Annotated in this window: 20 protein-coding genes and 2 pseudogenes; 11 read left to right on the top strand and 11 right to left on the bottom strand. The window is 43.1% G+C overall.

All coding sequences use genetic code 11. The annotated features are described in order from the left end of the window. Positions 1 to 9: 9 nt before the first annotated feature. Positions 10 to 744: a GvpL/GvpF family gas vesicle protein gene (locus tag ACOCD9_RS07795; RefSeq protein WP_419547001.1), complete on the top strand. Its 735-nt coding sequence runs from the start codon at positions 10 to 12 to the stop codon at positions 742 to 744. A gap of 14 nt (positions 745 to 758) precedes the next feature. Continuing rightward, positions 759 to 1,022 (top strand): gas vesicle protein GvpG, encoded by a 264-nt coding sequence (locus ACOCD9_RS07790; RefSeq protein WP_287703654.1) that lies wholly within the window; start codon positions 759 to 761, stop codon positions 1,020 to 1,022. Positions 1,023 to 1,176: 154 nt separating this feature from the next. On the opposite strand, the gene ACOCD9_RS07785 is transcribed toward ACOCD9_RS07790, so the two are convergent. Continuing rightward, entirely contained in the window at positions 1,177 to 1,515 is a 339-nt protein-coding gene (locus ACOCD9_RS07785) for a gas vesicle protein (RefSeq protein WP_287703656.1), read from the bottom strand. Positions 1,516 to 1,607: 92 nt separating this feature from the next. On the opposite strand from ACOCD9_RS07785, the gene ACOCD9_RS07780 reads away from it, so the two are divergent. The 3 genes from ACOCD9_RS07780 (at position 1,608) to ACOCD9_RS07770 (ending at position 6,132) form a co-directional block, all read left to right on the top strand. Then, positions 1,608 to 2,291, top strand: coding sequence for a GvpL/GvpF family gas vesicle protein (locus ACOCD9_RS07780; protein WP_287703658.1), 684 nt, complete (start codon positions 1,608 to 1,610; stop codon positions 2,289 to 2,291). 12 nt (positions 2,292 to 2,303) lie between these two features. After that, entirely contained in the window at positions 2,304 to 4,205 is a 1,902-nt protein-coding gene (locus tag ACOCD9_RS07775; protein ID WP_419547000.1) for an ArsA family ATPase, read from the top strand. An 82-nt stretch (positions 4,206 to 4,287) separates the two neighbouring features. Next, complete coding sequence (locus ACOCD9_RS07770; protein WP_419546998.1) at positions 4,288 to 6,132, top strand: AAA family ATPase; 1,845 nt, start codon at positions 4,288 to 4,290, stop codon at positions 6,130 to 6,132. A 115-nt stretch (positions 6,133 to 6,247) separates the two neighbouring features. Here the strand turns inward: ACOCD9_RS07770 and ACOCD9_RS07765 are convergent, their stop codons facing one another. Beyond that, positions 6,248 to 7,813 (bottom strand): B12-binding domain-containing radical SAM protein, encoded by a 1,566-nt coding sequence (locus tag ACOCD9_RS07765; RefSeq protein ID WP_287703664.1) that lies wholly within the window; start codon positions 7,811 to 7,813, stop codon positions 6,248 to 6,250. A 669-nt stretch (positions 7,814 to 8,482) separates the two neighbouring features. On the opposite strand from ACOCD9_RS07765, the gene ACOCD9_RS07760 reads away from it, so the two are divergent. Continuing rightward, positions 8,483 to 9,583, top strand: coding sequence for an alkene reductase (locus ACOCD9_RS07760; protein ID WP_287703666.1), 1,101 nt, complete (start codon positions 8,483 to 8,485; stop codon positions 9,581 to 9,583). Positions 9,584 to 9,969: 386 nt separating this feature from the next. Here the strand turns inward: ACOCD9_RS07760 and ACOCD9_RS07755 are convergent, their stop codons facing one another. The 3 genes from ACOCD9_RS07755 to ACOCD9_RS07745 form a co-directional block, all read right to left on the bottom strand. Next, positions 9,970 to 11,844, bottom strand: coding sequence for a protein kinase domain-containing protein (locus tag ACOCD9_RS07755; RefSeq protein ID WP_419546997.1), 1,875 nt, complete (start codon positions 11,842 to 11,844; stop codon positions 9,970 to 9,972). A 110-nt stretch (positions 11,845 to 11,954) separates the two neighbouring features. Beyond that, positions 11,955 to 12,326: a hypothetical protein gene (locus ACOCD9_RS07750; protein WP_419546996.1), complete on the bottom strand. Its 372-nt coding sequence runs from the start codon at positions 12,324 to 12,326 to the stop codon at positions 11,955 to 11,957. Positions 12,327 to 12,553: 227 nt separating this feature from the next. Further along, positions 12,554 to 13,606: a hypothetical protein gene (locus ACOCD9_RS07745; protein ID WP_419546994.1), complete on the bottom strand. Its 1,053-nt coding sequence runs from the start codon at positions 13,604 to 13,606 to the stop codon at positions 12,554 to 12,556. Between the two features lie 190 nt (positions 13,607 to 13,796). Between ACOCD9_RS07745 and ACOCD9_RS07740 the strand changes: the two genes are divergently transcribed. Next, positions 13,797 to 13,994 carry a hypothetical protein gene (locus tag ACOCD9_RS07740; protein WP_419546992.1) on the top strand — a complete coding sequence of 66 codons (198 nt, stop codon included), beginning with the start codon at positions 13,797 to 13,799 and terminating at the stop codon, positions 13,992 to 13,994. A 3-nt stretch (positions 13,995 to 13,997) separates the two neighbouring features. Here the strand turns inward: ACOCD9_RS07740 and ACOCD9_RS07735 are convergent, their stop codons facing one another. Together ACOCD9_RS07735 and ACOCD9_RS07730 are read right to left on the bottom strand one after the other, a co-directional pair. Continuing rightward, positions 13,998 to 14,336 carry a type II toxin-antitoxin system PemK/MazF family toxin gene (locus tag ACOCD9_RS07735; RefSeq protein ID WP_002772504.1) on the bottom strand — a complete coding sequence of 113 codons (339 nt, stop codon included), beginning with the start codon at positions 14,334 to 14,336 and terminating at the stop codon, positions 13,998 to 14,000. After that, a complete protein-coding gene (locus ACOCD9_RS07730; RefSeq protein WP_043997061.1) occupies positions 14,333 to 14,584 on the bottom strand; it encodes an AbrB/MazE/SpoVT family DNA-binding domain-containing protein in 252 nt (83 codons plus the stop codon). The genes ACOCD9_RS07735 and ACOCD9_RS07730 overlap by 4 nt, the downstream gene beginning before the upstream one ends. A gap of 87 nt (positions 14,585 to 14,671) precedes the next feature. On the opposite strand from ACOCD9_RS07730, the gene ACOCD9_RS07725 reads away from it, so the two are divergent. The 4 genes from ACOCD9_RS07725 (at position 14,672) to ACOCD9_RS07710 (ending at position 20,939) form a co-directional block, all read left to right on the top strand. Next, complete coding sequence (locus tag ACOCD9_RS07725) at positions 14,672 to 15,271, top strand: hypothetical protein (protein ID WP_419546989.1); 600 nt, start codon at positions 14,672 to 14,674, stop codon at positions 15,269 to 15,271. Between the two features lie 483 nt (positions 15,272 to 15,754). Then, the gene (locus ACOCD9_RS07720) at positions 15,755 to 18,934 is read left to right on the top strand and encodes a TIM-barrel domain-containing protein (protein WP_287700172.1); all 3,180 of its coding nucleotides are present in this window, start codon (positions 15,755 to 15,757) and stop codon (positions 18,932 to 18,934) included. A gap of 105 nt (positions 18,935 to 19,039) precedes the next feature. Beyond that, complete coding sequence (locus tag ACOCD9_RS07715) at positions 19,040 to 20,602, top strand: hypothetical protein (RefSeq protein ID WP_419546988.1); 1,563 nt, start codon at positions 19,040 to 19,042, stop codon at positions 20,600 to 20,602. 25 nt (positions 20,603 to 20,627) lie between these two features. Next, the gene (locus tag ACOCD9_RS07710) at positions 20,628 to 20,939 is read left to right on the top strand and encodes a hypothetical protein (protein WP_419546986.1); all 312 of its coding nucleotides are present in this window, start codon (positions 20,628 to 20,630) and stop codon (positions 20,937 to 20,939) included. A gap of 30 nt (positions 20,940 to 20,969) precedes the next feature. On the opposite strand, the gene ACOCD9_RS07705 is transcribed toward ACOCD9_RS07710, so the two are convergent. The 4 genes and pseudogenes from ACOCD9_RS07705 to ACOCD9_RS07690 form a co-directional block, all read right to left on the bottom strand. Continuing rightward, positions 20,970 to 21,236: a hypothetical protein gene (locus ACOCD9_RS07705; RefSeq protein WP_419546984.1), complete on the bottom strand. Its 267-nt coding sequence runs from the start codon at positions 21,234 to 21,236 to the stop codon at positions 20,970 to 20,972. Positions 21,237 to 21,512: 276 nt separating this feature from the next. Then, positions 21,513 to 22,311, bottom strand: a pseudogene (locus tag ACOCD9_RS07700) (IS1634 family transposase); the annotation flags it as partial. Positions 22,312 to 22,367: 56 nt separating this feature from the next. Continuing rightward, positions 22,368 to 23,723 carry a hypothetical protein gene (locus tag ACOCD9_RS07695; RefSeq protein ID WP_287700177.1) on the bottom strand — a complete coding sequence of 452 codons (1,356 nt, stop codon included), beginning with the start codon at positions 23,721 to 23,723 and terminating at the stop codon, positions 22,368 to 22,370. A 122-nt stretch (positions 23,724 to 23,845) separates the two neighbouring features. After that, positions 23,846 to 23,986: pseudogene (locus tag ACOCD9_RS07690) on the bottom strand (transposase family protein); the annotation flags it as partial. Between the last annotated feature and the right edge of the window lie 139 nt (positions 23,987 to 24,125).

Raw genomic sequence — 24,125 nt, 5'->3', positions numbered from 1 at the left:
AGAATACTGATGACAGTGGGTCTTTATTTATATGGCATATTTCCCGAACCAGTTCCTGACGGACTGGTTTTGCAGGGGATTGATAATGAGCCGGTTCACAGTGAGATGATTGATGGTTTTAGTTTTCTCTACTCCGCTGCTCATAAAGAGAAGTATTTGGCATCCCGTCGCTATTTAATTTGCCATGAAAAAGTATTAGAAACTGTCATGGAAGCAGGGTTTACAACGTTGTTGCCCCTGCGGTTTGGCTTAGTTATCAAAACCTGGGAATCTGTCACCGAACAACTAATTACTCCCTATAAAACCCAACTGAAAGAATTATTTGCTAAACTGTCGGGCCAACGAGAAGTTAGCATTAAGATTTTTTGGAATAATCAGTGGGAATTACAAGCGGCTTTGGAGTCTAATCCTAAGTTAAAGCAAGAACGGGATGCGATGATGGGTAAAAACTTAAATATGGAAGAAATTATCCATATAGGTCAACTCATTGAAGCCACTGTATTGCAACGGAAACAAGACATTATTCAAGTCTTTAGAGACCAATTAAATCATCGAGCCCAAGAGGTGATTGAAAGCGATCCGATGACCGATGACATGATTTACAATGCAGCTTATTTAATTCCCTGGGAGCAAGAGCCCGAATTTAGCCAAAACGTTGAGGCGATCGATCAGCAGTTCGGTGATCGCCTAAGGATTCGCTATAACAATTTAACTGCACCCTATACCTTTGCCCAACTTGTCTAAGGAGAGTATTAGTTATGTTTCTCGATCTTTTATTTCTTCCTGTTACCGGTCCTATTGGGGGTCTGATCTGGATTGGGGAGAAAATTCAAGAGCGTGCAGATATAGAATATGATGAGGCGGAAAATTTGCACAAATTGTTATTATCCTTACAACTATCTTACGATATGGGCAACATTTCTGAGGAGGAGTTTGAAATTCAGGAAGAAGAACTTTTATTAAAAATTCAAGCCTTAGAAGAAGAAGAGGCGGCAGAAAACGAATCTGAATCTTCTCTCTAGAATTTTTCCATACTTCGCAGTTTCAGAACGTGCAATCTTTCCAACCCGATAGGCCATGAACAAAATCACAAATTGTAGCGGTGCTTAGTAAGGGCGGCTTTGACAAGCTCAAGAACTCGTTGAAGCTTGGTCATAACTAGCCCTTGATTAAGCCTTAATATTCTAGGTAAAAAGCTTGGAAATTACTAGAATTATTATTATTAGAGGAGTGAGCAACAGTTTTGGGGGAATCAGGTTTTTTAGATACACTAGGAGGGTTGGCTGTACGCAAATTTTGAATACTTTGTTCTGTAGTCTCAATTTGCTCTGTCACAAACGTGAGACGATTTTTTAATTGCTGAATCTGCCGCTCCATCATTTCTAATTTTTCTTGGATACGTTGTTTTTCAGTAATTAACTTATAAAGCTCAAGTTGGTGATCTGCTTCAGATTGTTTCCGAGGCATGGTGCTAATTTTAGATCTAATTGGTCTGGGTGGACGAGTGGTTGTCATAACAATCCCTGAATAACTTAGAATATTCTAGCATATCAACGCCCCAATATAAAAATTTGTAAAAAATCGTCAATTTTCTTTCGGTCAACCCTATGAAATTGTACAATCTATATACTTACGCTTTTTTGAAAACCCCCATAGAAAGCCTAAAATTACCCGTTGGAATGGCTAACCCATTGTTACTGATAACTGTTGGCTCTCTCTCGGCCGTAGTCGAACCCGAAGTTGGTTTAGACACTTTACAAAATGATGATGAACGCTTGATTCAATCGGTTTTATGTCATGATCGAGTCATCTGTGAATTATTTCAACAAACCACTATTTTACCCTTACGTTTTGGCACATCTTTTTTACAGACAGAAAATTTACTGACTCATCTTTGTTCTCATGGCCAAGAATATCAAGAAAAAATTGAAGAACTTGAGGGAAAAGGAGAATATCTTTTAAAATGTATTCCCCGTAAGCCAGAGGAGCCTGTACTCTCTTCTGAAAGCAAGGGCAGACAATATTTTTTAGCCAAAAAACAGCTTTATGAAGCCCAACAAGATTTTTATACTTTGCAAGGTTCAGAATGGCAAAATCTCGTCGATTTAATCAAACAAAGCTATCTATCAACGAGGATTATTACTGCTCCGGGGACAGAATCACGAATTTATCTTTTAGTTGATTTTCAAGAACAACCTTTACTAATCGAGCAAGTCTTGCATTGGCAGAAAGCTTGCCCCCGTTGGCAATTACAATTAGGACAAGTTTCTCCCCCCTATCACTTTACTTAACTTGATTTCTCTATGACTAACTTTAACTTGGTAAATAACGCTCTAAGTTGCTATGACACTCGACATTTAGTTATGTTTAGTGGCAAAGGAGGAGTGGGAAAAACCACCCTTTCCTGTGGATTTGCTCGCCGTTGGGCCAAATTATTTCCCGAAGAACAAATACTGTTAATCTCAACCGATCCTGCTCATTCTTTAGGGGATGTATTGCAAACAGAAGTTAGCGATCAAGCATTACCTGTAAAAGACTTACCCAACTTAAAAGTTAGGGCATTAGATGCGGAAAAATTGCTCTTAGAATTTAAAGAAAAATACGGAAAATTTTTAGAACTTTTAGTAGAACGGGGCAGTTTTGTTGAAGGAGAAGATTTAACTCCTGTTTGGGATTTAGACTGGCCAGGTTTAGATGAAATTATGGGTCTATTAGAAATTCAGCGATTACTTATTGACAATGTTGTAGATCGAATTGTTGTTGATATGGCTCCCTCTGGTCATACCTTGAATTTATTGGGGATTAAAGACTTTTTAGAGATTATTTTAAATTCTTTAGAGTTGTTTCAAGAAAAACATCGTGTTATTTCGCAAACTTTTTCAAAAACCTACAATGCCGATGATGTGGATGACTTTTTAGTCAAAACACAAGCAGAATTAACCGAAGGCAAACGAATCCTACAAGATCGGGATTTTACCCTTTGTTTAATTGTGGCAATTGCCGAACCGATGAGTTTATTAGAAACCGAACGATTACTCAATAGTTTGCATCACTTAAATATTCCCTGCGGCAGATTATTTATTAATCGCATTCTAACGGATCCTAATCAAAATTTAGATCGCTACAGTGAGCAACAGCAACTCTTGGATAAATTCCTAAAAATTCCAGGTCAAGAGACAATTTTCACCCTGCCCCAACAGGCAAAAGAACCCCTGGGAGGTGAAGCATTAGATCAGATCATGAGTCAAATTGAAATTATCGAAAAAGTAGAATTTATGGCCCCGCCTCCTATTCAATGGCCGCAAAAAATTCTGCCGAGTTTTAGTGATTTTATTGACGACAAACGCCAACTCATTATCATTGGTGGCAAGGGGGGAGTGGGAAAAACCACCGTTGCCGCAGCTATTGGCTGGGCGTTAGCTAATCGTCATCCCCAGCAAAAAATTAGAATTATTTCTATTGATCCGGCTCATTCTTTGGGAGATGCCTTTGGGACAAAATTAGGACATCAATCCACACAATTAACTGCTAATTTAAGTGGTCAAGAAGTTGATGCTAATATCGTTTTAGAAAAATTTCGGGATGATTATTTATGGGAACTGGCAGAAATGATTAGTGGTGAAGGTAAGGAAGAAGGGAACATCAAACTAGCTTATACTCCAGAAGCTTGGCGGCAAATTGTCGCTCAATCTCTGCCAGGAATTGATGAAATGTTGTCCCTAGTAAAAGTAATGGAGTTATTAGACCAGAAACAACAAGATTTGATTATTTTAGATACGGCTCCTACCGGTCATCTCCTGCGATTTTTAGAAATGCCAACGGCTTTAGGAGATTGGTTAAGTTGGATTTTTAAGCTTTGGATGAAGTATCAAGATGTCTTAGGGCGTGTAGATTTAATGGGACGATTGCGAATCTTAAGACAACAGGTGATGTCTGCCCAGAAAAAACTCAAAGACCCCCAACATACAGAATTTATTGGAGTTTTGCAAGCCCAAGATGCTATCGTTGCCGAACAACTGCGATTGACAGCATCTTTGAAAAAAAAGGGAGTCTATCAACGTTATGTCGTGCAGAATCGTTATCATGCTAATGAGGAAATTGATCGGGATTTATTCCCAGAGCAAACTTTGATCCGCTTACCCAGTTTACCCCGGTCAGTAGAACCTCTAGCCCGGGTCAAAGCCGCGGCAGATCTGTTATTTTAAAGGTAATTAGTCTTTAAAGTCGGACTTCTTAACCCCATCTATCACCCAGTCCCCATCCTTCACTTGACTCAGGAGAAATTTTATGGTAGAACTATTCAAAGGCTTTGAGCAATTAGTCGAACTGGCTAAAACCTTAGAGGAAAAACTGGAAAAAGGGGAAATTAAAACCGAAGTGCAGTTTAACTCTCGTTCCTTGAGTAACATCCCCCGTGCTGGCGGTATTCCCCGTTCAGGGGGAGTTTCTCGCCCGAGCAATGCTGGTGGGGATGATTTTGAGGTGAATCGCAATCGCGATACCCCCACCGATTCAGGGGTTGAAGACAGTGTGACACCGCCCGAAGGACCGACCACGGCTTCCCTGAAAGATGTTGGTGGCTTGACGGAAGTGATTAAAGAACTCAAGGAACTAATTGCCATTCCTCTGAAACGCCCCGACTTATTGGCCAAGTTAGGACTTGAACCCACTCGCGGCGTTCTCTTAGTCGGCCCCCCTGGAACTGGTAAAACCCTGACTGCCCGTGCTTTGGCCGAAGAACTCGGTGTTAACTATATTGCCTTAGTTGGACCAGAGGTGATCAGCAAATATTATGGGGAGGCTGAACAAAAACTGCGGGGAATTTTTGAGAAAGCCAGTAAGAATGCGCCTTGTATCGTTTTTATTGACGAAATTGATAGCATGGCACCCGATCGCAGTAAAGTTGAAGGGGAAGTAGAAAAAAGACTGGTGGCCCAATTGCTGGGTTTAATGGATGGTTTTGCCCAAAGTCAAGGGGTGATTGTTCTAGCGGCGACAAACCGTCCCGACCATCTTGACCCTGCCCTCCGTCGCCCCGGACGGTTTGACCGAGAAGTCCTCTTTCGGGTGCCTGACCGCAAGGGCCGTTTAGAAATCCTGCAAATTCTCACCCGTTCCATGCCCCTAGATGAATCAGTTTCCTTAGATCTGATTGCCGATAATGCGGTGGGATTTGTCGGGTCAGATTTAAAAGCCGTTTGCCAGAAAGCGGCCTATAGTGCTTTGCGGCGCCAGGTTCCTACAATTGACTCGCAAATTCCAGAAACAATGACGGTGGTCCAAGCCGACTTTTTGCAAGCCCTTAAAGAAGTTAAACCGGCGGTATTGCGGTCTGTGGAAGTGGAATCTCCCCATGTGGCCTGGGACAATATTGGCGGACTTGAACAGATTAAACAAACCCTACAGGAGTCTGTGGAAGGGGCATTACTCCATCCGCAATTATATACGCAAACCAAAGCCCAAGCTCCCAAAGGTATTTTACTTTGGGGTCCCCCCGGAACGGGAAAAACCTTATTGGCCAAAGCGGTTGCATCTCAGGCGCGAGCTAATTTTATCAGTATTAATGGACCTGAGCTTTTGAGTAAATGGGTGGGGGCGAGTGAACAAGCGGTGCGCGAGTTGTTTGCCAAAGCTCGTCAGGCAGCCCCTTGTGTGGTTTTTATTGATGAAATTGATACTTTAGCACCGGCAAGAGGTCGTTATAGTGGGGATTCAGGCGTGAGTGACCGGGTTGTGGGACAAATCCTCACGGAGTTAGATGGGTTGCAAACGGGGGCAACGATTTTAGTGATTGGAGCCACTAATCGCCCAGATGCCTTAGATCCAGCCTTATTGCGAGCAGGACGGTTAGATTTACAGTTAAAAGTTGATTTACCGAATGCCTCTAGTCGTTTAGCAATTCTCGGGGTCCATAATGATGAACGTCCTTTAGAGGATGTGGATTTAGGCTATTGGGCCGAGGCAACCGAAGGCTGGAATGGCGCAGATTTAGCGTTATTATGTAACCAAGCGGCACTGATGGCAATTCGTCGTTATCGCCATCAGGGAATGACTGACCCAACTGAGATTCGCATTACAACGGCTGATTTTAATCATGCTTACCAACTGTTGGTTGAACAGCGTGCCAATTGATTTTTTTCCCCCCTACTTAAATAAAGTAAGGGGGGAGAATCTCAACTCAGGAAAACCATCCTAAAAAGAAAAATTTGCCAAAATGTCTGCATTGACTGTTTGTCTGCGATATTGTCTAGCTTTTGAGCGTTTTTTCCAGCTGGGCTACCCTTGCTTTCTGTTGCTTCAAATCGGCTAGTTGTTTTAGTAATTGTTCTCTGACTTCATAGCGATAGGCAAAAAAATGCTCACCTATCCCTAGGGTCGCTAGATACTCTTCTAGCAGACGGGGTTTGACCCAGGCAATCACTGCCAGTTGCCACCAGAAACGGAAGCGCGTCGGTCGGACAATCCCCTGCCGCCAGAGCAAGGAACGGAACAATTGCCACTGTTGCCAATCTAATTTACGGTTCGATTTGCCGCGCCATCCCCCCATGATCATGAAATGGTTGAAGGTTCGTTTCAGGTAGTTAACAGGCTCGTAGATTTCCCAGAAAGCATCGATGTATTCTTCGGTAATCTCTTCCACCGGGCGAGTTGGCTCAAAGTTCATCATTGCTCCCTGATGGAAAGTACCCATGCCATCCACCAGACGACCTTCCCGTTGCAGGCGATTCCATAGGGCGGTATTTTGCAGGGCCTGGAGCAGGCTAAACTGCCCTTGGGGAATACTTGCCTCCATAATAAAATCTTTGATCCGCTGCCCTGCGCCTGGTTTCTCATTGTCAAAACCGATAATGAAGCCAGACATAATCTGCAGCCCCATGCGGGTAATTTTGTGACAGGATTCGATCAGGGATTGGCGGGTGTTTTGAACCTTGTTAATGCCCATTAAGCTATCGGTATCTGGTGTCTCAATCCCCATAAACACCAGCATAAAGCCGGCCTTGACCATTAGCTCGATCAGTTCGCTGTCTTCGGCCAGATTAAGGGAAGCTTCCGTAATCAGTTTAAAGGGATACTGGTGTTGCTCCATCCAGGGGATCAACTCCCGCAGAAACACCTTGGCATTCCGCTTATTGCCAATGAAGTTGTCATCCACAACAAAAATGTAGCGCCTCCAGCCCAGTTGATATAACGTCTCCAACTCAGCCAACATTTGTTCTGGGGTTTTGGTGCGAGGTTTGCGGCCATAGAGGTTGATGATGTCACAAAATTCGCATTGAAAGGGGCAACCGCGAGAAAACTGCACGGTAATCGCCAGATAGGCATCCAGATCTAGTAAATCATAGCGGGCGATCGGTGTCATGGTTACATCTGGTTTCTCACTGGCTCTAAAGACACCACTCGGTTCACCCCGCTCCAGGGCCGCCAGGAACAGAGGGATTGTCAGTTCTCCTTCATCGAGAATCAGGTAATCTGCCCCAGCTTTTTGGGCAACTTCTGGATAGGAGGTGGGGTAAGGCCCGCCTACAGCCACTTTTTTACCCAACTGCAACCCTTTGGCAATCAATTCTTGAAAGTCCTTTTTCTGAATGATCATGGCGGAGATGATTACCAAATCGCACCACTCCCAATCCGAAGCCGTTTCTAATCTGACATTGCGATCAACAAACCGGATTTCCCAATCCGATGGTAACAGGGCTGCCACCGTAATTAAACCCAGGGGCGGATTGGTTGATCTTAAACCGGCTAGATCTAAAGTCTCTTGATAGGACCAAAAGGAGTTGGGCATCAGCGGCCATAGTAATAGGGCTTTCATTCAGGTGTCTCCAATGAAGAAGCTATATGCTTTACATACTAGCCACAAAGCCTAAGTCGATCAAGACTGTTTTAACATCTTTTTTTACTAATAAATTAGTTCTAAATAAATCGTTAAAAAACAGCAATTTTTTCGAGATTAGCACAATTAAATGCACGATGCTTGCTAAAAACTCGTGTTTTCCCATTTTTATCAACGCAATCTAGAGGCTGTTTGCCTCTTTTGGGTATTTTTGGTTAGGTTCCCTAAAAAATGCTGATTCTGAAAAACCCTCTTAAAATTCGCAAGCACCGAATAGTAGGGGTTTCAGTCCCTAGGAAGTCTGTTTTATCGGTAAAACACCAGTTACTAGACATCTCGACAATGACTATTTCTGGTCAGATAAACATAAGCGTAATTACACTATTTTATACCGAACCATCATGAATCAACCACCAGAAAACATAGTTTATATCTCTTTAATTTTGGAAGATGAATAAATTAGATAACTGGTAATTATAGTCATATTTATGACCAAGATAAATTATACTCAGCTAGTTGATTCGATTAATTCTCCTCACTTAGGAGAGGGACAATCTCGCAGATAGCCAGTCAATCATCCTCGAGTGTGATTATCTGGTTTTAACTAATTGCGGTAAAATTAACCTAAATTCTCTATCGGCAAATTCGATGACTTCCTTCACTACTTCCCTGGCTCTTTTAAGTCAATTTAAATTGGGAGATTTAAACTTAGAAAATCGTCTTGTGCTTGCTCCCATGACGCGCGCGCGAGCCGGAGAAAAACGTCTTGCTAATGAGATAATGGCCGAGTATTACCGGCAAAGGGCCAGCGCGGGATTAATGATTACGGAAGCGACGGTAATTTCTCCCCAAGCTAACGGTTGGCAAAATACCCCCGGTATCTACACCGATGAACAAGCGCAAGCATGGCAAATGGTGACTAAAATCGCCCAAAGAAAAGGAACACCAATTTTTTGTCAATTGTGGCACTGTGGTCGCGCTTCTCATCCCAGTTTTCAGGAAAATGGGGCTTTACCCGTTGCCCCTTCCGCAATTAAGATTAAGGGGGAGTTGCATACACCCATAGGCAAACAGCCCTACGAGACCCCTAGAGCCTTAGAAACCGAGGAAATCCCCACAATTGTCGCCGATTACCGCCAAGCCGCTCAGAGGGCAAAATTAGCGGGGTTTGATGGCATAGAAATTCACGGGGCTAATGGTTATTTAATCGATACTTTTCTACAATCGGCCACTAATCAGCGTCAGGATAAGTACGGTGGCAGTTTGGCAAATCGCTATCGTTTTTTACAGGAAGTGGTCGAGGCAATTTTAACTGTTTTTCCCAGTCATCGGGTGGGGGTGCGTCTGTCTCCCAATGGAGTTTATAATGACATGGGTTCCGAGGATTTTCGAGAAACTTTTCTCTATATTGCCCAAAGATTAAATGAGTACAATTTAGCTTATTTGCATCTGCTAGATGGCTTGGCTTTTGGTTTTCATCAAAAGGGTCAACCGATGCTTTTATCCGAGTTTCGGGCTGTTTTTAATAGTGCATTAATCGGCAATTGTGGTTATACAAAAGAAACTGCTGAAGCCGCTATTCAGTTAGGAGATGCGGATTTAATTGCTTTCGGTCGCCCCTATATCAGTAATCCCGATTTGGTGGAAAGATTCGCCAATAATTGGCCCCTTAATCCCGATGCTGAGATGAAAGATTGGTATTCTTTTGACAAGGAAGGTTATATCGATTTTCCCAGTTATAAACCCTAGTTAAGTAGCTGGTTATAATTAAATCAAAAATGGATTTTAGGTTCGATCCCCCCTGCCCCCCTTAATCTGTCCTTTAGTCACATCTTTCTTAACATTTCAAACCTTTGTAGCACAAGGCTTTCAAGACTCGGTTAACAATCTGTAATATTCCTTGTTGACACCCTTACTGACAAGGAAAAAACTGAAATCAAGTCAGGATAAGGGTTGGAGTGCTTACTGAAAAAATTGTTAAGAAAGATCCCTATAAGAGATAGCTTAATAAGGGGGGCATCTGATAATTTTTAACGCCTACCTACTTACTTATAGCTATCAGTCATCAGCCTTGAAGACGTTATTAAACAAGATGTAGTATGAAAGCTGGTCAGGATAATCTTGACACCGATAATTCAGAAACTCGGCCGCCAAACTTGGATTTTCTTGTCAAAATTGCTGGCAACGGTACGCCCATCTCCACTGAGGGCGATCATTCTAGGTGAATCGAAAGATTTGGGAGAGGAAGGGGAGTAGCTAAAAATCTCCTTTTTGGTGTTTAGGTTCCATAATCTAATGGTTTCATCGGAACTGCGGCCAGCAATTATCTTGCCATCTTCGCTGATAACTATCAAACAGATATCGGCGGATGACCCTGCTTGGAGAGGAGAATCTTTCCAATCGCTATCTTTCCAAATTCTGATATTTTCTTGGCAACTGCTACTAGCGGCGGTCGTTCCATCGGCACTGACGGCAACCGAGGGGGCTTCCCATGAATTGATAGAGCGAAAAATGCGTGGTTCGTATGGGTTATTGCCTTGTTTTTGCCAAAAACTGATTTCACCGCCCGAATGTCCGCTGACGATAATTGATGCGTCTTGATTGATGGCAAGGGATACCACCTCTTTTTCCACCGGTAGCGTCTCGATTAAATTTCCCGTTGACAGATTCCAGAGTTTAACTGTTGTATCTTTTCCACCAGTAACCAGTGTATTGCCATCGGAACTTAAGGCTAGGGCGATCAAACCTCGTTGGTTTGGCAGGGTAATACGTTCTTTCCCCGTTTTTAAATCCCAAACCTTGATTGTGCCATCTTCACTGCTGCTGGCTAATATCTGTTGATCGTTACTTATAGCGATCTCTAAAATAGCTTTTCCGTGTCCTGCTATGGTTTTTTTCCGTTTTCCAGTTGCCACGTCCCACAGGTAGATGTTCCCTTTCTCATCCCCACCTAGCAAAGTTTGACCATCTTCGTTTAGTACAAAAGAATTAATCTGGCTCGACGGCTCAATCAAGGGAAGTTCTTCAACCGTTGGTTTATTTGGGAACAAGAAATTCAACAACGGCAAAGAAAGCCCACCAATTGTAAAGATAAAAATTACCCAGAACCAACGTTTAAACCTCGATGGTGGGGGAGGTGGAGGTGGTGGCGGCGGGAGAATTACGGTATCAGGAGGAACAACAACAGGCGTTTTTTCCCGTCCAGCGGAACCAGGCAAGCTGGTTAACATTTTTTCAGCAAAGGTGAAGCGATCACGGGGGTGGAAACGGACAGCGCGATCGATAACGGCGGCTAAATTCGAGTGGAGGCCGGGCGCATCTTTTCGCCAGAGGATTTCACCGGTGTTGGGGTCTCTGGCGAGAGCTTGAGGAGTTTTGCCCGTCAGCAGGAAAATTGCGGTTAGACCCAAGCTGTAGAGGTCGCTGGAGCGAACTGGATGGCCAGCTGCTTGTTCTGGTGCCATGTAGCCAGGAGTTCCCAATGGGACTGTTTTATTGCCGCCATTGATGTTGTTCACCTCTTTGACAATACCAAAATCAATGAGAACTGGTTTACCGTCGCTGGCCCGCAGGATGATATTGTCGGGTTTGATGTCCCGGTGGATGATTCCTTGGCCGTGGATGTAGTCGAGGACGGGTAGGAGTTCTCGCAAAATTTCTTCTACTTCCGCTTCCGAGAGGTTGCCTTCTTGTTGGTGTTTTTGACTGAGGGTGATCCCTTCAATCCATTCTTGGACGAGGAAAAAATTTTCTCCTTCTGAAAAGTAGTCGTAAAGTTCGGGAATTTGTGGGTGATTTCGCCCTAATTTTTCTAAAGTGTCGGCTTCTCGCCGGAAACGTTCTTCAAACCAACCGGGAGTTGGTGCTGTGCCAGTTGTAGCCTCATCTGGCTTTAGTTGCTTGATTACACATTTGCGGCCGGACGGCATACGAGTATCGATCGCGAGGAAAGTTTCGCCAAAACCGCCTCTACCTAGTTGTTCCAAGATTTCATAGCGATTGTTTAGCATTTAATAGCGACTGTCTAATAGGAATGCTGTTATTTTAAAATAGATAAATCCGTGGGGGTGATTTTCTTTTCAACCCTGGCTGCCGAACATCACTAATAAAAAGCCGGCAATTAATCCACGAGTCGGGGAATTGACAGATCGCAATCCTTTATCCACATTTTTGTCCGAGAGGGTTCATAGAAAACCTGCCAAATTTTATATCCCTGTGGATCGGTTGCTGTAATGCCAGTTAGCAAGACCACCTGATCAACGATTAGATAACTTCCTCTAGTTCCTTTCTGAGCATCATACACTCTACCGTCCGCTCGAATCCTATGATTTTGACAATTTCCCCCCCGACGGGGTTTGATAATAGCAACAACATTACGAAAATTGCTTTCTTGATGTCGGGACCAATTTTGAGCTTCTACGGGAAACCACACCCCGCTACCAATAGCAGGGACGAAACTCAGTACAGCAAGTAAAGAGAAAATTAATTTCATAGAGAGCAGAGTTTAACTGAAAATGGTGGTTATATTGAGCCGCAGGAACAACCGAAGCATCCCGATGATTTACCGTGGTGACTTCATTATAAACTTCTTGGGGAATGATAATTTAGCCAAAGAGTTTTTGGAGTAAGTTAAGTTGACCAACTTTGCCTTTTTCTCATACTCTCAAATCCCTAGTAAACCCTGAAACCCGATGCCAAGCTTGCCCATCTTCTTCTGTATCAACGGGCATTATATCCTTCCAAAAACTCCAATAACTTTTCTTCCCAAGGGTTCAGGTAGGGACGTTTCAAAGAACCCAACGTTTCTAGAATAGCCCTCACCGTCTCCTCTTCCCCTAACGATCGGAGATGAACCAGACGATCGCTCAGTTGTTGCATATTTTGCCGGTGGTCGGGGGAATACTGCAAATCCCTTAAATTCTCCTCTCTAACGGTATATTCACCGTTCCAAGCCCGCACCAGACAGGAAAATTCTCTCACCTCGATCACGATACACCAACAACCACCCAATCCTCTCAGTTCGGGGTTATCTTTGATCAGTATTTCGCAAACATCACCGACCCGGTAGGGTATGGGAATTTTGGTTCGCTCCAGGATGCGCTGTACAATATCCTTGACGATGCGACCAGACGGCACTTTACCACCAGCAGCTTCTACCGCCTGCTGCCACACTTCTCTCTGTTGGTCTGGTTCTAGTTGGATCAAAGGGCGCACTTGTCTTTCATTCGTCGGTAGAACTTCCACCAATGGTGGAACTTTATCGCTAGAGTCACCCAAAAGTTCCACCAATGGTGGAACTTTTGCTAAAAGATTGTCAACCACACCGGTAGCCTCGATCAGTTGGTACGAGCGCGACTGTTTCATCCCGAATCGGTCTTGAACGTACTCATCAAAAGTCTTGTGGGTAGAACGGTACAGTCGTCTATCTCGCAGTTCCTTCAAGGCTGTTCCCGCCTCATAGAAAGCCCTTTCTACCTTGCGTTCCCAGAACAGACGTTGACGTTCCTCTTCTGGTGTCAGGTCATCGACCACCTCTACCCGTACCGATTGCGGGGGAAATAGATCCAGTTCTAGGTTGACCGCCCCTTCCGGTTCGGGTGGCAGCCGTTTACGGTTCTTTTTAGCCCAATCATCCAGCCACACCCGGGGCGAGGCGAACTTCGTGGTGGCCTTAACGGGAATATCGAGGACAAAACCGTTCGCGCTGACGGTCCGCTTGGCACTAAAAGAATTGGGCGTTGCTGAATCAAGGTATGAATGACAACCTTGCACCTATCCAAAAGTTAGTTTGGGTCTAGGTTTTAAAAATCCCACAAAAGAAGATTCATATCTCAAATCAGCAACGCCAAAAATCTGACCGTGTGGTCGAGGATTCCCTAGATTCCCTCAAACAGTCCCCAGAATTAATCGCAAAGAAGCTGATCCAACGTACCAAGAAGGAACCAGAACAGATGACCTAACCTTGATCCTACAGGGTGCGATCAATCGAGAACGCCGTCGTCTGTTACATTGGTTTCTCATCTGTCAGATCACGGGTTTGTTATCTGGTGGGGTCATATCCTTTTCTCTCAAAGGTGAACCCCTATCGGGAGCGGGTTGGGGATTGGGCATCGGTAATCCCCATTTCGGGGTGTCCGTCGGTTTTCTATCGAGGAAATAGTCCTCACCCGATAATCACGCTTAAGGTTGCGACCACGCGGTTGACAAACTCGAATGGTAGAACCTCTCCGGTTGTTTTCCACCAGCGAGTATTAAGATCAACCGTTCTCACCTGCTCGGCTATTACCGAGCCGCGCACCGCAAAACCGTCGGGAATAGGGATCATTGTTTTGATCCCTGGCTTGATTGTGCTTGTTATGGGACTCACCACGACGATTCCTTTCCGGTCAGCATTAAATTTCCCGTGACTCAGCACCAGACAGGGACGCGCATCTCCTGATTGCTCTCTTCCACTTGTCGGGTTCAAATTGATTCTGATTACCTCTCCCCGTCGAATATTCATATCATCTCCTTACCACCCGGCCCGCTTTCAACGAAATCGAGTATATCTTCTGGATACTGAAAGTCTTCTGGAATGCTGGCCAATAGCTGATCGAGCGTTGGATTGCATGGCTTCTTGGTAATCACAAGAGCGTCCTTTGATTCTGTGAGTTCAACAATTGAATTCTCGTTGAGTCCGAAGCTTTCAGCGATCTTGTGGGGAATTCGGAATCCAAGACTATTTCCCCATTTTTTTAGTTCGATATCCATGACGACAATCCCCATTATATTATTATACATTGTATAATAATATAATATAGCGCACATAATTATCTCTGTTTCGATAAGACAAAGGGATTGGAACGTTCCCCTGAATTGCAGACCCTCGACGAGCGCATCGCCCTGATCGATCGCCAGTTACAGTTGGCTGGACAACGTATCGACCAGGCCAACGCCCGACAATGGACGGGTTATCTCACCACCGACCCGATCGCCATCCTGCAAAATCTGTTTGGGGGTGGTCAGGTACAACAACAGAGGATGGCCATCACCGACCTCGAAATCAGGGCGGCCGACCTAGAGGCGGCCAGGGCTGAATTGGAACGTCAACGGGCTGCCAAACGCTCTCAACTCGAAGAACAGGTCTTGACGCTGGTGATCGGTTATGAAACCGCCGGCGATCGGAAACGGGCGATATTAGCCCAACTGTCCAATCACGACCTCTTGACCAGGATTACCGAGATCGATTACCGTCTGGGCGGTTCATCCACCGAAACCTATCTAACAAGAATCGCCCAACGAGAACAGTTAGAGATTCAGTGGAACCGTTACCGTCTCGAACGGGAAGCCGCTAAACGACAACTTCTATCCCTGACTGGGTTTTCCCACCCCCCTTATCAAGGGGGGCAGGGGGGATCGAAACCCCTGGGGAAACTACTGGGTAATGAGTTGGAATAATTGTAAATTTTTGTGGAGAAGTGAAATCAGATCGAAGAATTGTCACTAGACTACCAGAAAAGTTCTGTTATTTCAGCTTATTTTCAGGAATCTACTTAAAGCTTTTGGGTGTGATATAGGGAAGACTTTCTGAGATCATGCCGAACTGGAATAATCTCAGAAACTTTCCGTATAATGTGTTGGGTTTGCTGAAGGAGTTTGTTGGTGGGGTTAGTAGTCAGTAGCAGGTCGTTAGTCTGGGAAATCAGAATAACAGAATGACCTCGCAGGTCTGGAAACGGAACCTTCGAGATCGAAGATAGAAAGTGCAGGGGTTTTGAGTCCCTCAGATCGATTTCTCAACGTTTGTCTCTTGCACTTGTTTGACTAAAAAAATCCCTAAACCGTTTTCTAGCAAAGCTTACACTAATTGTCAGCAAGCCCTATGTAGTTAGCGGGTTCCACTTTAGCAGTTTTAATTTGAACAAAAGAGGTTAGAAGTTTATGATTAACTACGGATTTGTGCAGACCAATGAATTTACGCCTGCTCCTTCTGGCGGAAACAATCCTTGGCGACCAATTGGCAACATCGCAAATTGGTCTTACGATGCCCAAGAAAAGTCATTCCTCTTGACGGCAGCATCGAGCAGTAGTATTCAAATCAAGATTTACATTCTTGGACCTTCCTCCTTTAGAGTTAGGTTTAATCCAAACTCTACCGACTACTCAAAAAATCTATCCAATGCGGTAGTAAATCGTAACTTGGGTGACACCGGAATCAATTATATACAAGATAGCACTGGTAACTCACTCAAAATTACTCTTGATGAAATTACCATATCTATCGGACTAAACCCCTATGGCATAGCAGTGTTTCGCGGATCGCAATTGGTTCACAAAACTAGCTATGAATATAACCTGGTTTATATTCCCTTTGGTTCGGAAGTGACGGCCTGCTTTATGAACGTTGCTCCTGGTGCCGGGTATTATGGTTTTGGGGAAAAGGCGGGCATAAACCTCAACAATAATTTCCATACCACGACCTTTTTTAACTATGACAATTTTCAGTACAGTGGCTCAAACAGTGCCGATGGTGATAATTATCCAGTTATTCCCAGTAACAGCCAACCTGGTCCATTGAATATACAAGAACCACTCTATAACTCCATGCCAGTTTTAATCGAGTGGAATCCTGCTCCATCAGGTGATTTTGCTGGTTCTTCCTATGCCAATCTCATTTTCTTAGATAATCCCTGTCAAACTTACTTCAACATTCAGACTAATGACTACTCTCAATACATGACCGGGAAATATTACTTTGGTTCACTCTATAACGAGATGGACTACTACTTTATAACCGGAAGCGACATCGCCTCAGTGTTAAATCAATTTAATGTTTTGACTGGGCCCAGTCCTATGCCTCCGATGTATGCTCTGGGATATCATCAGGGAGGATATGGATACTACAACAAGGAGCGCCTTCTGAATGTAGCTAAGTCCTATCGAGACAATAATATTCCCATTGATGGTTTACATATTGACGTTGATTTTCAAAACAACTACCGTACCTTTACCAGTAGTCAAGAGAAATTTGGCAATGTCAATGATTTATTTAATCAGTTACACTGCATGGGATTTAAGTGTAGCACCAACATCACGGGCATTATGACCATTGTTCCTTGGGATGAAAGTGCCAAGACCAATGACTCGAAACCACCTTATCCATGCGCTCCCTACGTTGTTACCGCTCTTGGAGAAAACGGCGATGTTGTTCAGCGTAATGTGATTCAAGATGGCAGAGCCAAAAAGGTATTTATTTGGGATGAGTATGTAGATGGACCAGGACAACCCCGGCCATTTCTCACCAACGAAAACTACGGTTGTAATGAAGGATTCAATCCCTACTTTTCTCCAGGACACGTTACTGATGTTGCTGGTTGTGGTGGAATTCCCTTGGGAACCTATGGCTACTACGCCGATTTGCTCAGATCCGAAGTGAAGACTTGGTGGAGTGGTAACTATTATGGACTCCTAGACAGTGGACTGGATATGATTTGGCAAGATATGACTTGTCCTGCCGTAGTGACAAGCTCCGATGCGGTAGTTCATTACAAGACTTTACCTGGGGATCTCCTGATGAGTAATCTTAATGGCAAGGTTAATCCTGATGGCAGTTTAGTCTCCCCAGTCCCTAATGCCAAAATCCATAATGCGTATTCTCTCAACATGATCCAAGCCACCTATGAAGGCTTGACCCGCATTAAAAATCACTTACCTGATGGTCACTACAATAAAAACAAACGAAACTTCATTATTGCCCGTGGGGGGTATATGGGAGTACATCGCTATGCTGCAAGTTGGACAGGAGATTCGGCCTCATCGTGGGAGTTTTTATCTATTAACATTCCTCAAGTTCTTAATTGGGGGATGAGTGGCCAACCTTTCAGTGGATGCGATATTGGTGGATTTGCTAACGGTAATACACCATCCGGACAGGTTAATAATCCGTTTAGCACCGATCCCCATAACCCTCCTTACATTATTGGTGGTCAACCTGCTCCTAACCTCCTAACTCGTTGGATGACTATGGGGGCGTTTTTACCCTGGTATCGTAACCATTACAACGGTTATACCAAGGCTTATCAAGAACCCTACAATTACTCTCAATATCCCCACGACAACAGTACATATAATACTGATGTTATGCCAGCTTGCAAAAAGTACATTGAAATTCGTTATAAACTGCTCCAGTTGTTTTACGATGCTATGTACGAATGCACCCAAAACAATCTTCCCGTTTGTCGGGCAATGTTTTTGAACGATCCTCAGGATCCAACTCTCTATCCCTTAACCGGTGTTAATGAGGTACTGCTGACTCCATACAATTCCAATCAGCAATACGAATATGACACGAATAATTCCTATCGGGTTGCCGATCAATTTTTTGTGGGACATGACCTACTGGTAGCCCCTGTTGTGCTGGAACGTTGGGAATCTAGCTCTTACAGTCCTGGTAAGACAAATTACTATCCTTCTCGCCCTGTTTATTTGCCAGAGGGATTTGATTGGTATGACTTTAATGGAAGCTTCACACCGCCAGTAACTGATGATTTGGGTCCGACCACACTACATGGAACACTCAATCGGGCGACCCAGGGCGGTCAACTTATCACTTGGAATACTTCCCAACTAGATCTGGTTCCTGCTTATATTCGAGAAGGGTCTATTATTCCTGTGCGGCAATTAGAGCAATATGTAGGAGAATTGAAGCAAAATTACCTGACCTATAATATCTATCCAGGCAAAGATAGTAGCTATCTTTGTTATCAGGACGACCATATTAGTATGGATGCTGAGGTTAAACAAGCTTATCGAACAACCTTGATTACCCATCAACAACAAAATGATATTTCTGTACAGGAAATTTCTCTGGTTCGGCAGGTCGATAACTATCTTCCGCCAGAAGAGTTCTACTATATTGCCTTATTAGGACAAACTAAAGCACCAGATTCAGTTAATTCTAACAAGACAAGTCTAAGTGCTGTATCAAATTTGGGAGAATTAGCTAACTCGCCGACCAATTGTTATCACTATAGTAGTGATCGACAAACAATCTTTATCAAAATCTTCGATAAAGATGCAAAGATGATGATTTTAGTATCGGGGCTGCAAGCTTTGACTTAGTCCCATAGGTATCTCCAGAAAATTAATATTTTGCTTTGTTCCCATCAGAGTTTGATCTTTAATCTTCGGAGATGACAATAATTACTACCAACTTGGAGGATTAGTATGCAACGAATTCTTAGAATCTTTCTTGCTTATATATTTAGCTTGAGTTTGCTATTTTATAGCTTACCAGCCCGAGCCGAATTACCGACAAACATAGAGAAGGATAATACTTTATCCTCTTTGATCGTCCCTAAAATTCCCGTTGATATTCCCATGGGACTTAAAGCGGAACAGAAATTGCTCGTTAAGAATTTTCCTGCGTTACAGAGGCTTTTTGATTTATTCTCTTGGCAAGCTTTTATTGCTCTCAATTGGCCTCTTGATGCTCAAAAAAATCCTCTTCCTAAATTAACCGATCCTGGCACTCCTCGTTGGTTAACGTTTCACGAAAGTCTGCAAGTATTCCGTCCTGATGGTAGTGCGCCTGTAGAAACTACTCCGATTATGTGTAAAAATAACAAGGAAAATCGGCGGGAACTTTATGTTACCAGTTCCGTATTTTCCAACAAGGTGGACAAAGATATTGCTGATGAAGTCAATCAAGCTTTTACCTCTCCTCTCTACGATCAAAATGGACAAGAAGTTCGCTACGAAATCTTTCTTAATGATCAAGAATTTCAGTACATCGTAGAGAACAAGCTTTACAACTTGGATGGTCAAATTGCTTTTTCTCAAAATCATCAGCCAGTCAATTTCCCTTCTGGCGATTTCGCCACAGATAAGAGTGGAGTTATGGAAGTTAAATTGGCTTGGAAAGAATTAGACCCTAAACGAGATATCCCCAGTCGCTTTTATACCCAAACCTTGTTGTTACCTGATCTTGATAAGAATGGGGAACCCATTTTAGATGGCAACGGCAAGTTTAAAAATTGTCAGAAGCAGCTAATGGGTTTAGTGGGAATGCACATTTCGACAAAAACTAAGTCTTCTCCTCAGTGGATTTGGGCAACGTTTGAACACGTCGATAATCTAAACGCAAATGATTTGGAGAAGGTGGATGGGAAATCTTTATACGCCTTGTTCCACGATTTCAGCCCTGCCGGGCAAACTTTACCCGTGAATGTTCCACCAATCCCCCGCAATCCCAACACGGGCAAACCCGATCCCAACGGTGTTCTGAAAACTCAGGTGTCCCGTCCGATTCCTATTCCCAAAGCAAAGCAAGCATTAAACCAATCAATGCAGCTACTTTTGGCAACTGAGGAATCCCCATTACAGTATTATCAACTCATCGATACTCAGTGGCCAACTGCGCCCTATCCTAATAATTCTGGTTATGCGGCCATTGCTGGAGGACCTTCTCCGGACAATCTCCCTGATGCTATTACCCGTAAGTCCACAGGGTCTCCTGCCCCAGTTTATTTAACCAATAGCATTATGGAAACTTATCTTCAAACTGGCAATCAAGAGGCTCATTTTCAAGAAAACACTTTTCCCTTTAATGGCACTCCGGTATTTGGTACGGAAAGCTGTATGGCTTGCCACTTTTCGGCGGGAATTGCTACCGGATATGTAGAGAAAGTAATTAATTCAGCGACGGTGCAGAAAGTTCCCATTTTTGGAGGAGATTTAAGTGCTGACTTTAGCTGGCTGCCTCAACTAAAGGCAAATTGGGCTAAGTGAGAATGTCTCTTGGCAATTTTCGATGATGGCTTTCTCGATTGATCTCAATAGAGCGATCAATCGAGAAAACCCATCCAGTAACTCGCAAGCGGGCATTAGCCTGATGGTAGAAGATACCCGTAATATTCTCGTCGTCGAACCCTGTCGGGGTAAGGCCGCTCTCGCTGCGGAATTCCTAACCACCCTTCGACACGCTCTAGCGAGAGCGATACAAGCTCATTACAAATTGGAAGCCGAAGAATTGGCCTCGGAAAAATTGGGTGAGCAGGGAAGATACATTTTCTTTTGGGAGTCTGCCGAGGGAGGAGCGGGAGTCTTATACCATTTCTCTAAATGAAAACTACACATCGAATTTAAGTCACCCTTTTTAAGGGGGATTTAGGGGGATTAAACTTCTGTAGTCAGACTTTGGAGAATTGCTATTATCTTGACCCTTTAAAGCTCTTTTCTCCCTTTGAGTCGCTTGAACAATCAAATCTAGTTCCTTCTCTGCTGCTTCTAATAATGCCTCTCTTTGTAGTTGATTTATCTGGGCAATTAAGGGATTCCGACAAGCAATTAATCTTTCGTCGGGATAATCTTCACTCTCAAATTCCACTAAGTTTACCTGATCAAATAACCCTAATTGAATCACTTCTACTTCAGCCAGTTTCCGAGTTTGAGGCTTAATTAGGGTTTGCTGAAAAAGTTTGTTGGTGGGGGCAGGGTGTAGGGTGTGGGCTTCGGCCGTGAGCTCAGCCGAACGGGTGTAGGGTGTAGGGTTTTACCGATTTTGAGGTAGTCAGTTACCTAATTTTCAGGGAAAAAGTACCTGAATTCTACCCACGATCACTCCAATGGTCAGCACTTTTTGGGTAAAAAAAAGCCTAAAAGCCTTATCCAACAAAGTTTTTAGATTTATTCAGCAAGCCCTAGTTAAACCAGTAATATAGTCTAATCCTTCTATCGATTTTACTAATTCATTGATTTTTGAGTTGGTTAAAATACCTCGATCACTTACCCAGACCACATTTTCAATCCCCCAACCCTTTCTGACTTTCTCAATTTGTCCAGCTAAAGTAGCACTGTCTGAGGTGTTTCCTTCAAAGACTTCTACCGCTATCGGACAACCCTTAGCTGAACATAACAAACCAAAAACTATCTGAGTTTTTCCTTTCTTTTTATCTCGATTATAACCATATTTTCCCAGTTCACAACCATTTCCTTCTAGGTAGGCGTTCGGCGAGACTTCGGCGTGAGCTCAGTCGAACGCTCAGCCGAGCCGTAGAAGTGACATCATACAAGACTAATGTTCCTGATTCTAAGTGTTTAAGTGCTAGGTGCTTCTCAATTTTCTCTTCTTTTTCTAATAACCAATCTAAGGCGTTATATAATTCGTCTTCGTCGGCTTTCTCTAAGTCTAACAATTGTCCTAAACTCTGACTACAAGTCTCGCTATTAAACCCTCTCGCTGTGGCTAGTTTCGATTTAGGATTGATGATTCTTGCCACAATCATCGCCACCACTAAGTTTCTGATTCGGGAGGATTTTTCACTGATTATTTTATCTAAACCCAATTTTTTAATCGTCTCTAAAATAGCCATTACATGACCATGAGGAAGACTTCTAATCACTTCAAAATGATTGGGAATGCCTTCAGTCATGGACAGTGTTGCTCCTTTAAGAGCCAGTTTTAGATTGTCGATAATATCATCGGGTAATTTTGAGAGACAGAATTAAAATGAGATATGCGATCACACTACAAGAGCTTTCTGTAACTTCTACTCTAGAATTTATCTACAATCTTCTGAAAAATTTCATTCGGAATAGAATGATCTTGAGTGTAGACTTTATCATACTTTTCTTCCAGTTTTTCCCAATCAATCGAAGAATCTGATAAAACTTCCCTTTCAAACAGATCTAACGCTTTTCCAGACAAGCCTTTGGCTAAACACTGTTTCATCGCTAATCGACTTTCATCGATTTCTCCAATACACTCAAATGGAGTATGCTCTTCTAATCCTATCATTTGCCTAAAAATCATGAGTAAGTCTGGATCGTCGAATAAATTAACCCCAAAAACCCGATCTACAGCTATGGGATCAAATCTAGACATCAAGCCTAGCCAGATATAAGCACACTTAGGGCATTTTTTACACCAGGGCTTTTTGATATTACAAGAATGAATTTTAGGCAGAAATCCTGGATAGTGACTCAGCTTCTTGAAAATGCGGAAATCATAGACAGGCTGTAAAATTCCGAAGTAAGTAAAATTCGATAATAGATGATTTTGAATAAATGCATTTAACATCTGTTCTGCCTCCAATCCTTTTCCCCATTGATGATTGACTTCTTTACCCAATTCATCCCAGAATAAATTCCCCGTGTTAGCACTTTTTTCATTAGCTAAACTTAAGGATTTATAGCCTTCATAAAGCATAAGAGGCAAGGATTCAAAGATAGAAACCGGTGTTTCAGGAGCGGTAATTCCTGAATTTTCCGAAAAATACAAAGGAAACAGAGGGAAATCTAGAAAGTCATCAATAATGGAAATTCTATGGGTTTTAACGGGATGGGTTTCTGTGACCACTTCAGAAATTAAATTATGTTGTAAATCCGCTTTGCCATAAACGCTATGAGAGTATTGCATGGTGGCAAAAGGAAGATTCGCCTCTTCCAATATTTTGATGGCTACAATGCTATCTTTTCCACCTCCACAACCTGTTAAAATTGTGGAATTATCACCTAATATTTTCCCTAGGGTTGATTCTCCTAATGGTTGTGAATAAATAATCTCAGGTTGCTGATAATCAGTCACCTGATTTTCATACCAATGCTGACCAAAAACTCCTTGGTAAATTTTCACAAATAGTTCCAAGGCTTGGGTTTCTAAATATGCTACTATCCTAGAAATATCATAAGTTTTCGGGAATAATGAGCATAATTTCATGCCTTCAAATAAAGCAATGTAGGCAGCTATTCTATTTATGAATTGTTCCGTGTATTTTTGTTTGAGAACAGAGAAGTAAACCCCCTGATAAAAAACCTTTGTTGAAAATTCAAATTCATCCACACTATAGCGCACACTTAAATGGTGTTCGTGGATTTTTAAATTCTCGATTTTCAGACATTCTATCTTCATGATTTACCATCCTCTTGTCCCTGGCCCACCTTTAAAAGGGCCAACAATATCAGAAGTAATCCATCCAGCATAAAAATCACCCTCTTGAGGGGTAACTTGCTCATCATCCACATAACAAGCATCTTCCACAGTCGAAAATCATGGACTCTTCCTTTCTCACAACGGACACAGATTACCTGCTCGCTTTTTTGATCGGCAACGACTTGCTACTTTAATGTGTGGTATCCCTGCTTGCCACTATAGTATGATTTCTGTTTTTTTTTTGCTGACAGGGGGACAAGCGAGCTAGAAAACTTGCCAACAAAGGCTTCTGGCTTCTCTCGCTAGAAATAGATCTAGCGATTCTAGGCAAAAAGCTAACGAAAGAATTAGGGATAGGAGCGAGCTTACTAGGAATTATTA

Origin of the sequence: Microcystis sp. (genome assembly GCF_048564745.1) — a bacterium.
GTDB classification, from domain to species: domain Bacteria; phylum Cyanobacteriota; class Cyanobacteriia; order Cyanobacteriales; family Microcystaceae; genus Microcystis; species Microcystis ichthyoblabe_A.
Note: the sequence above shows the minus strand (reverse complement) of the source record. Positions and strands in the feature narration are given on the sequence as shown.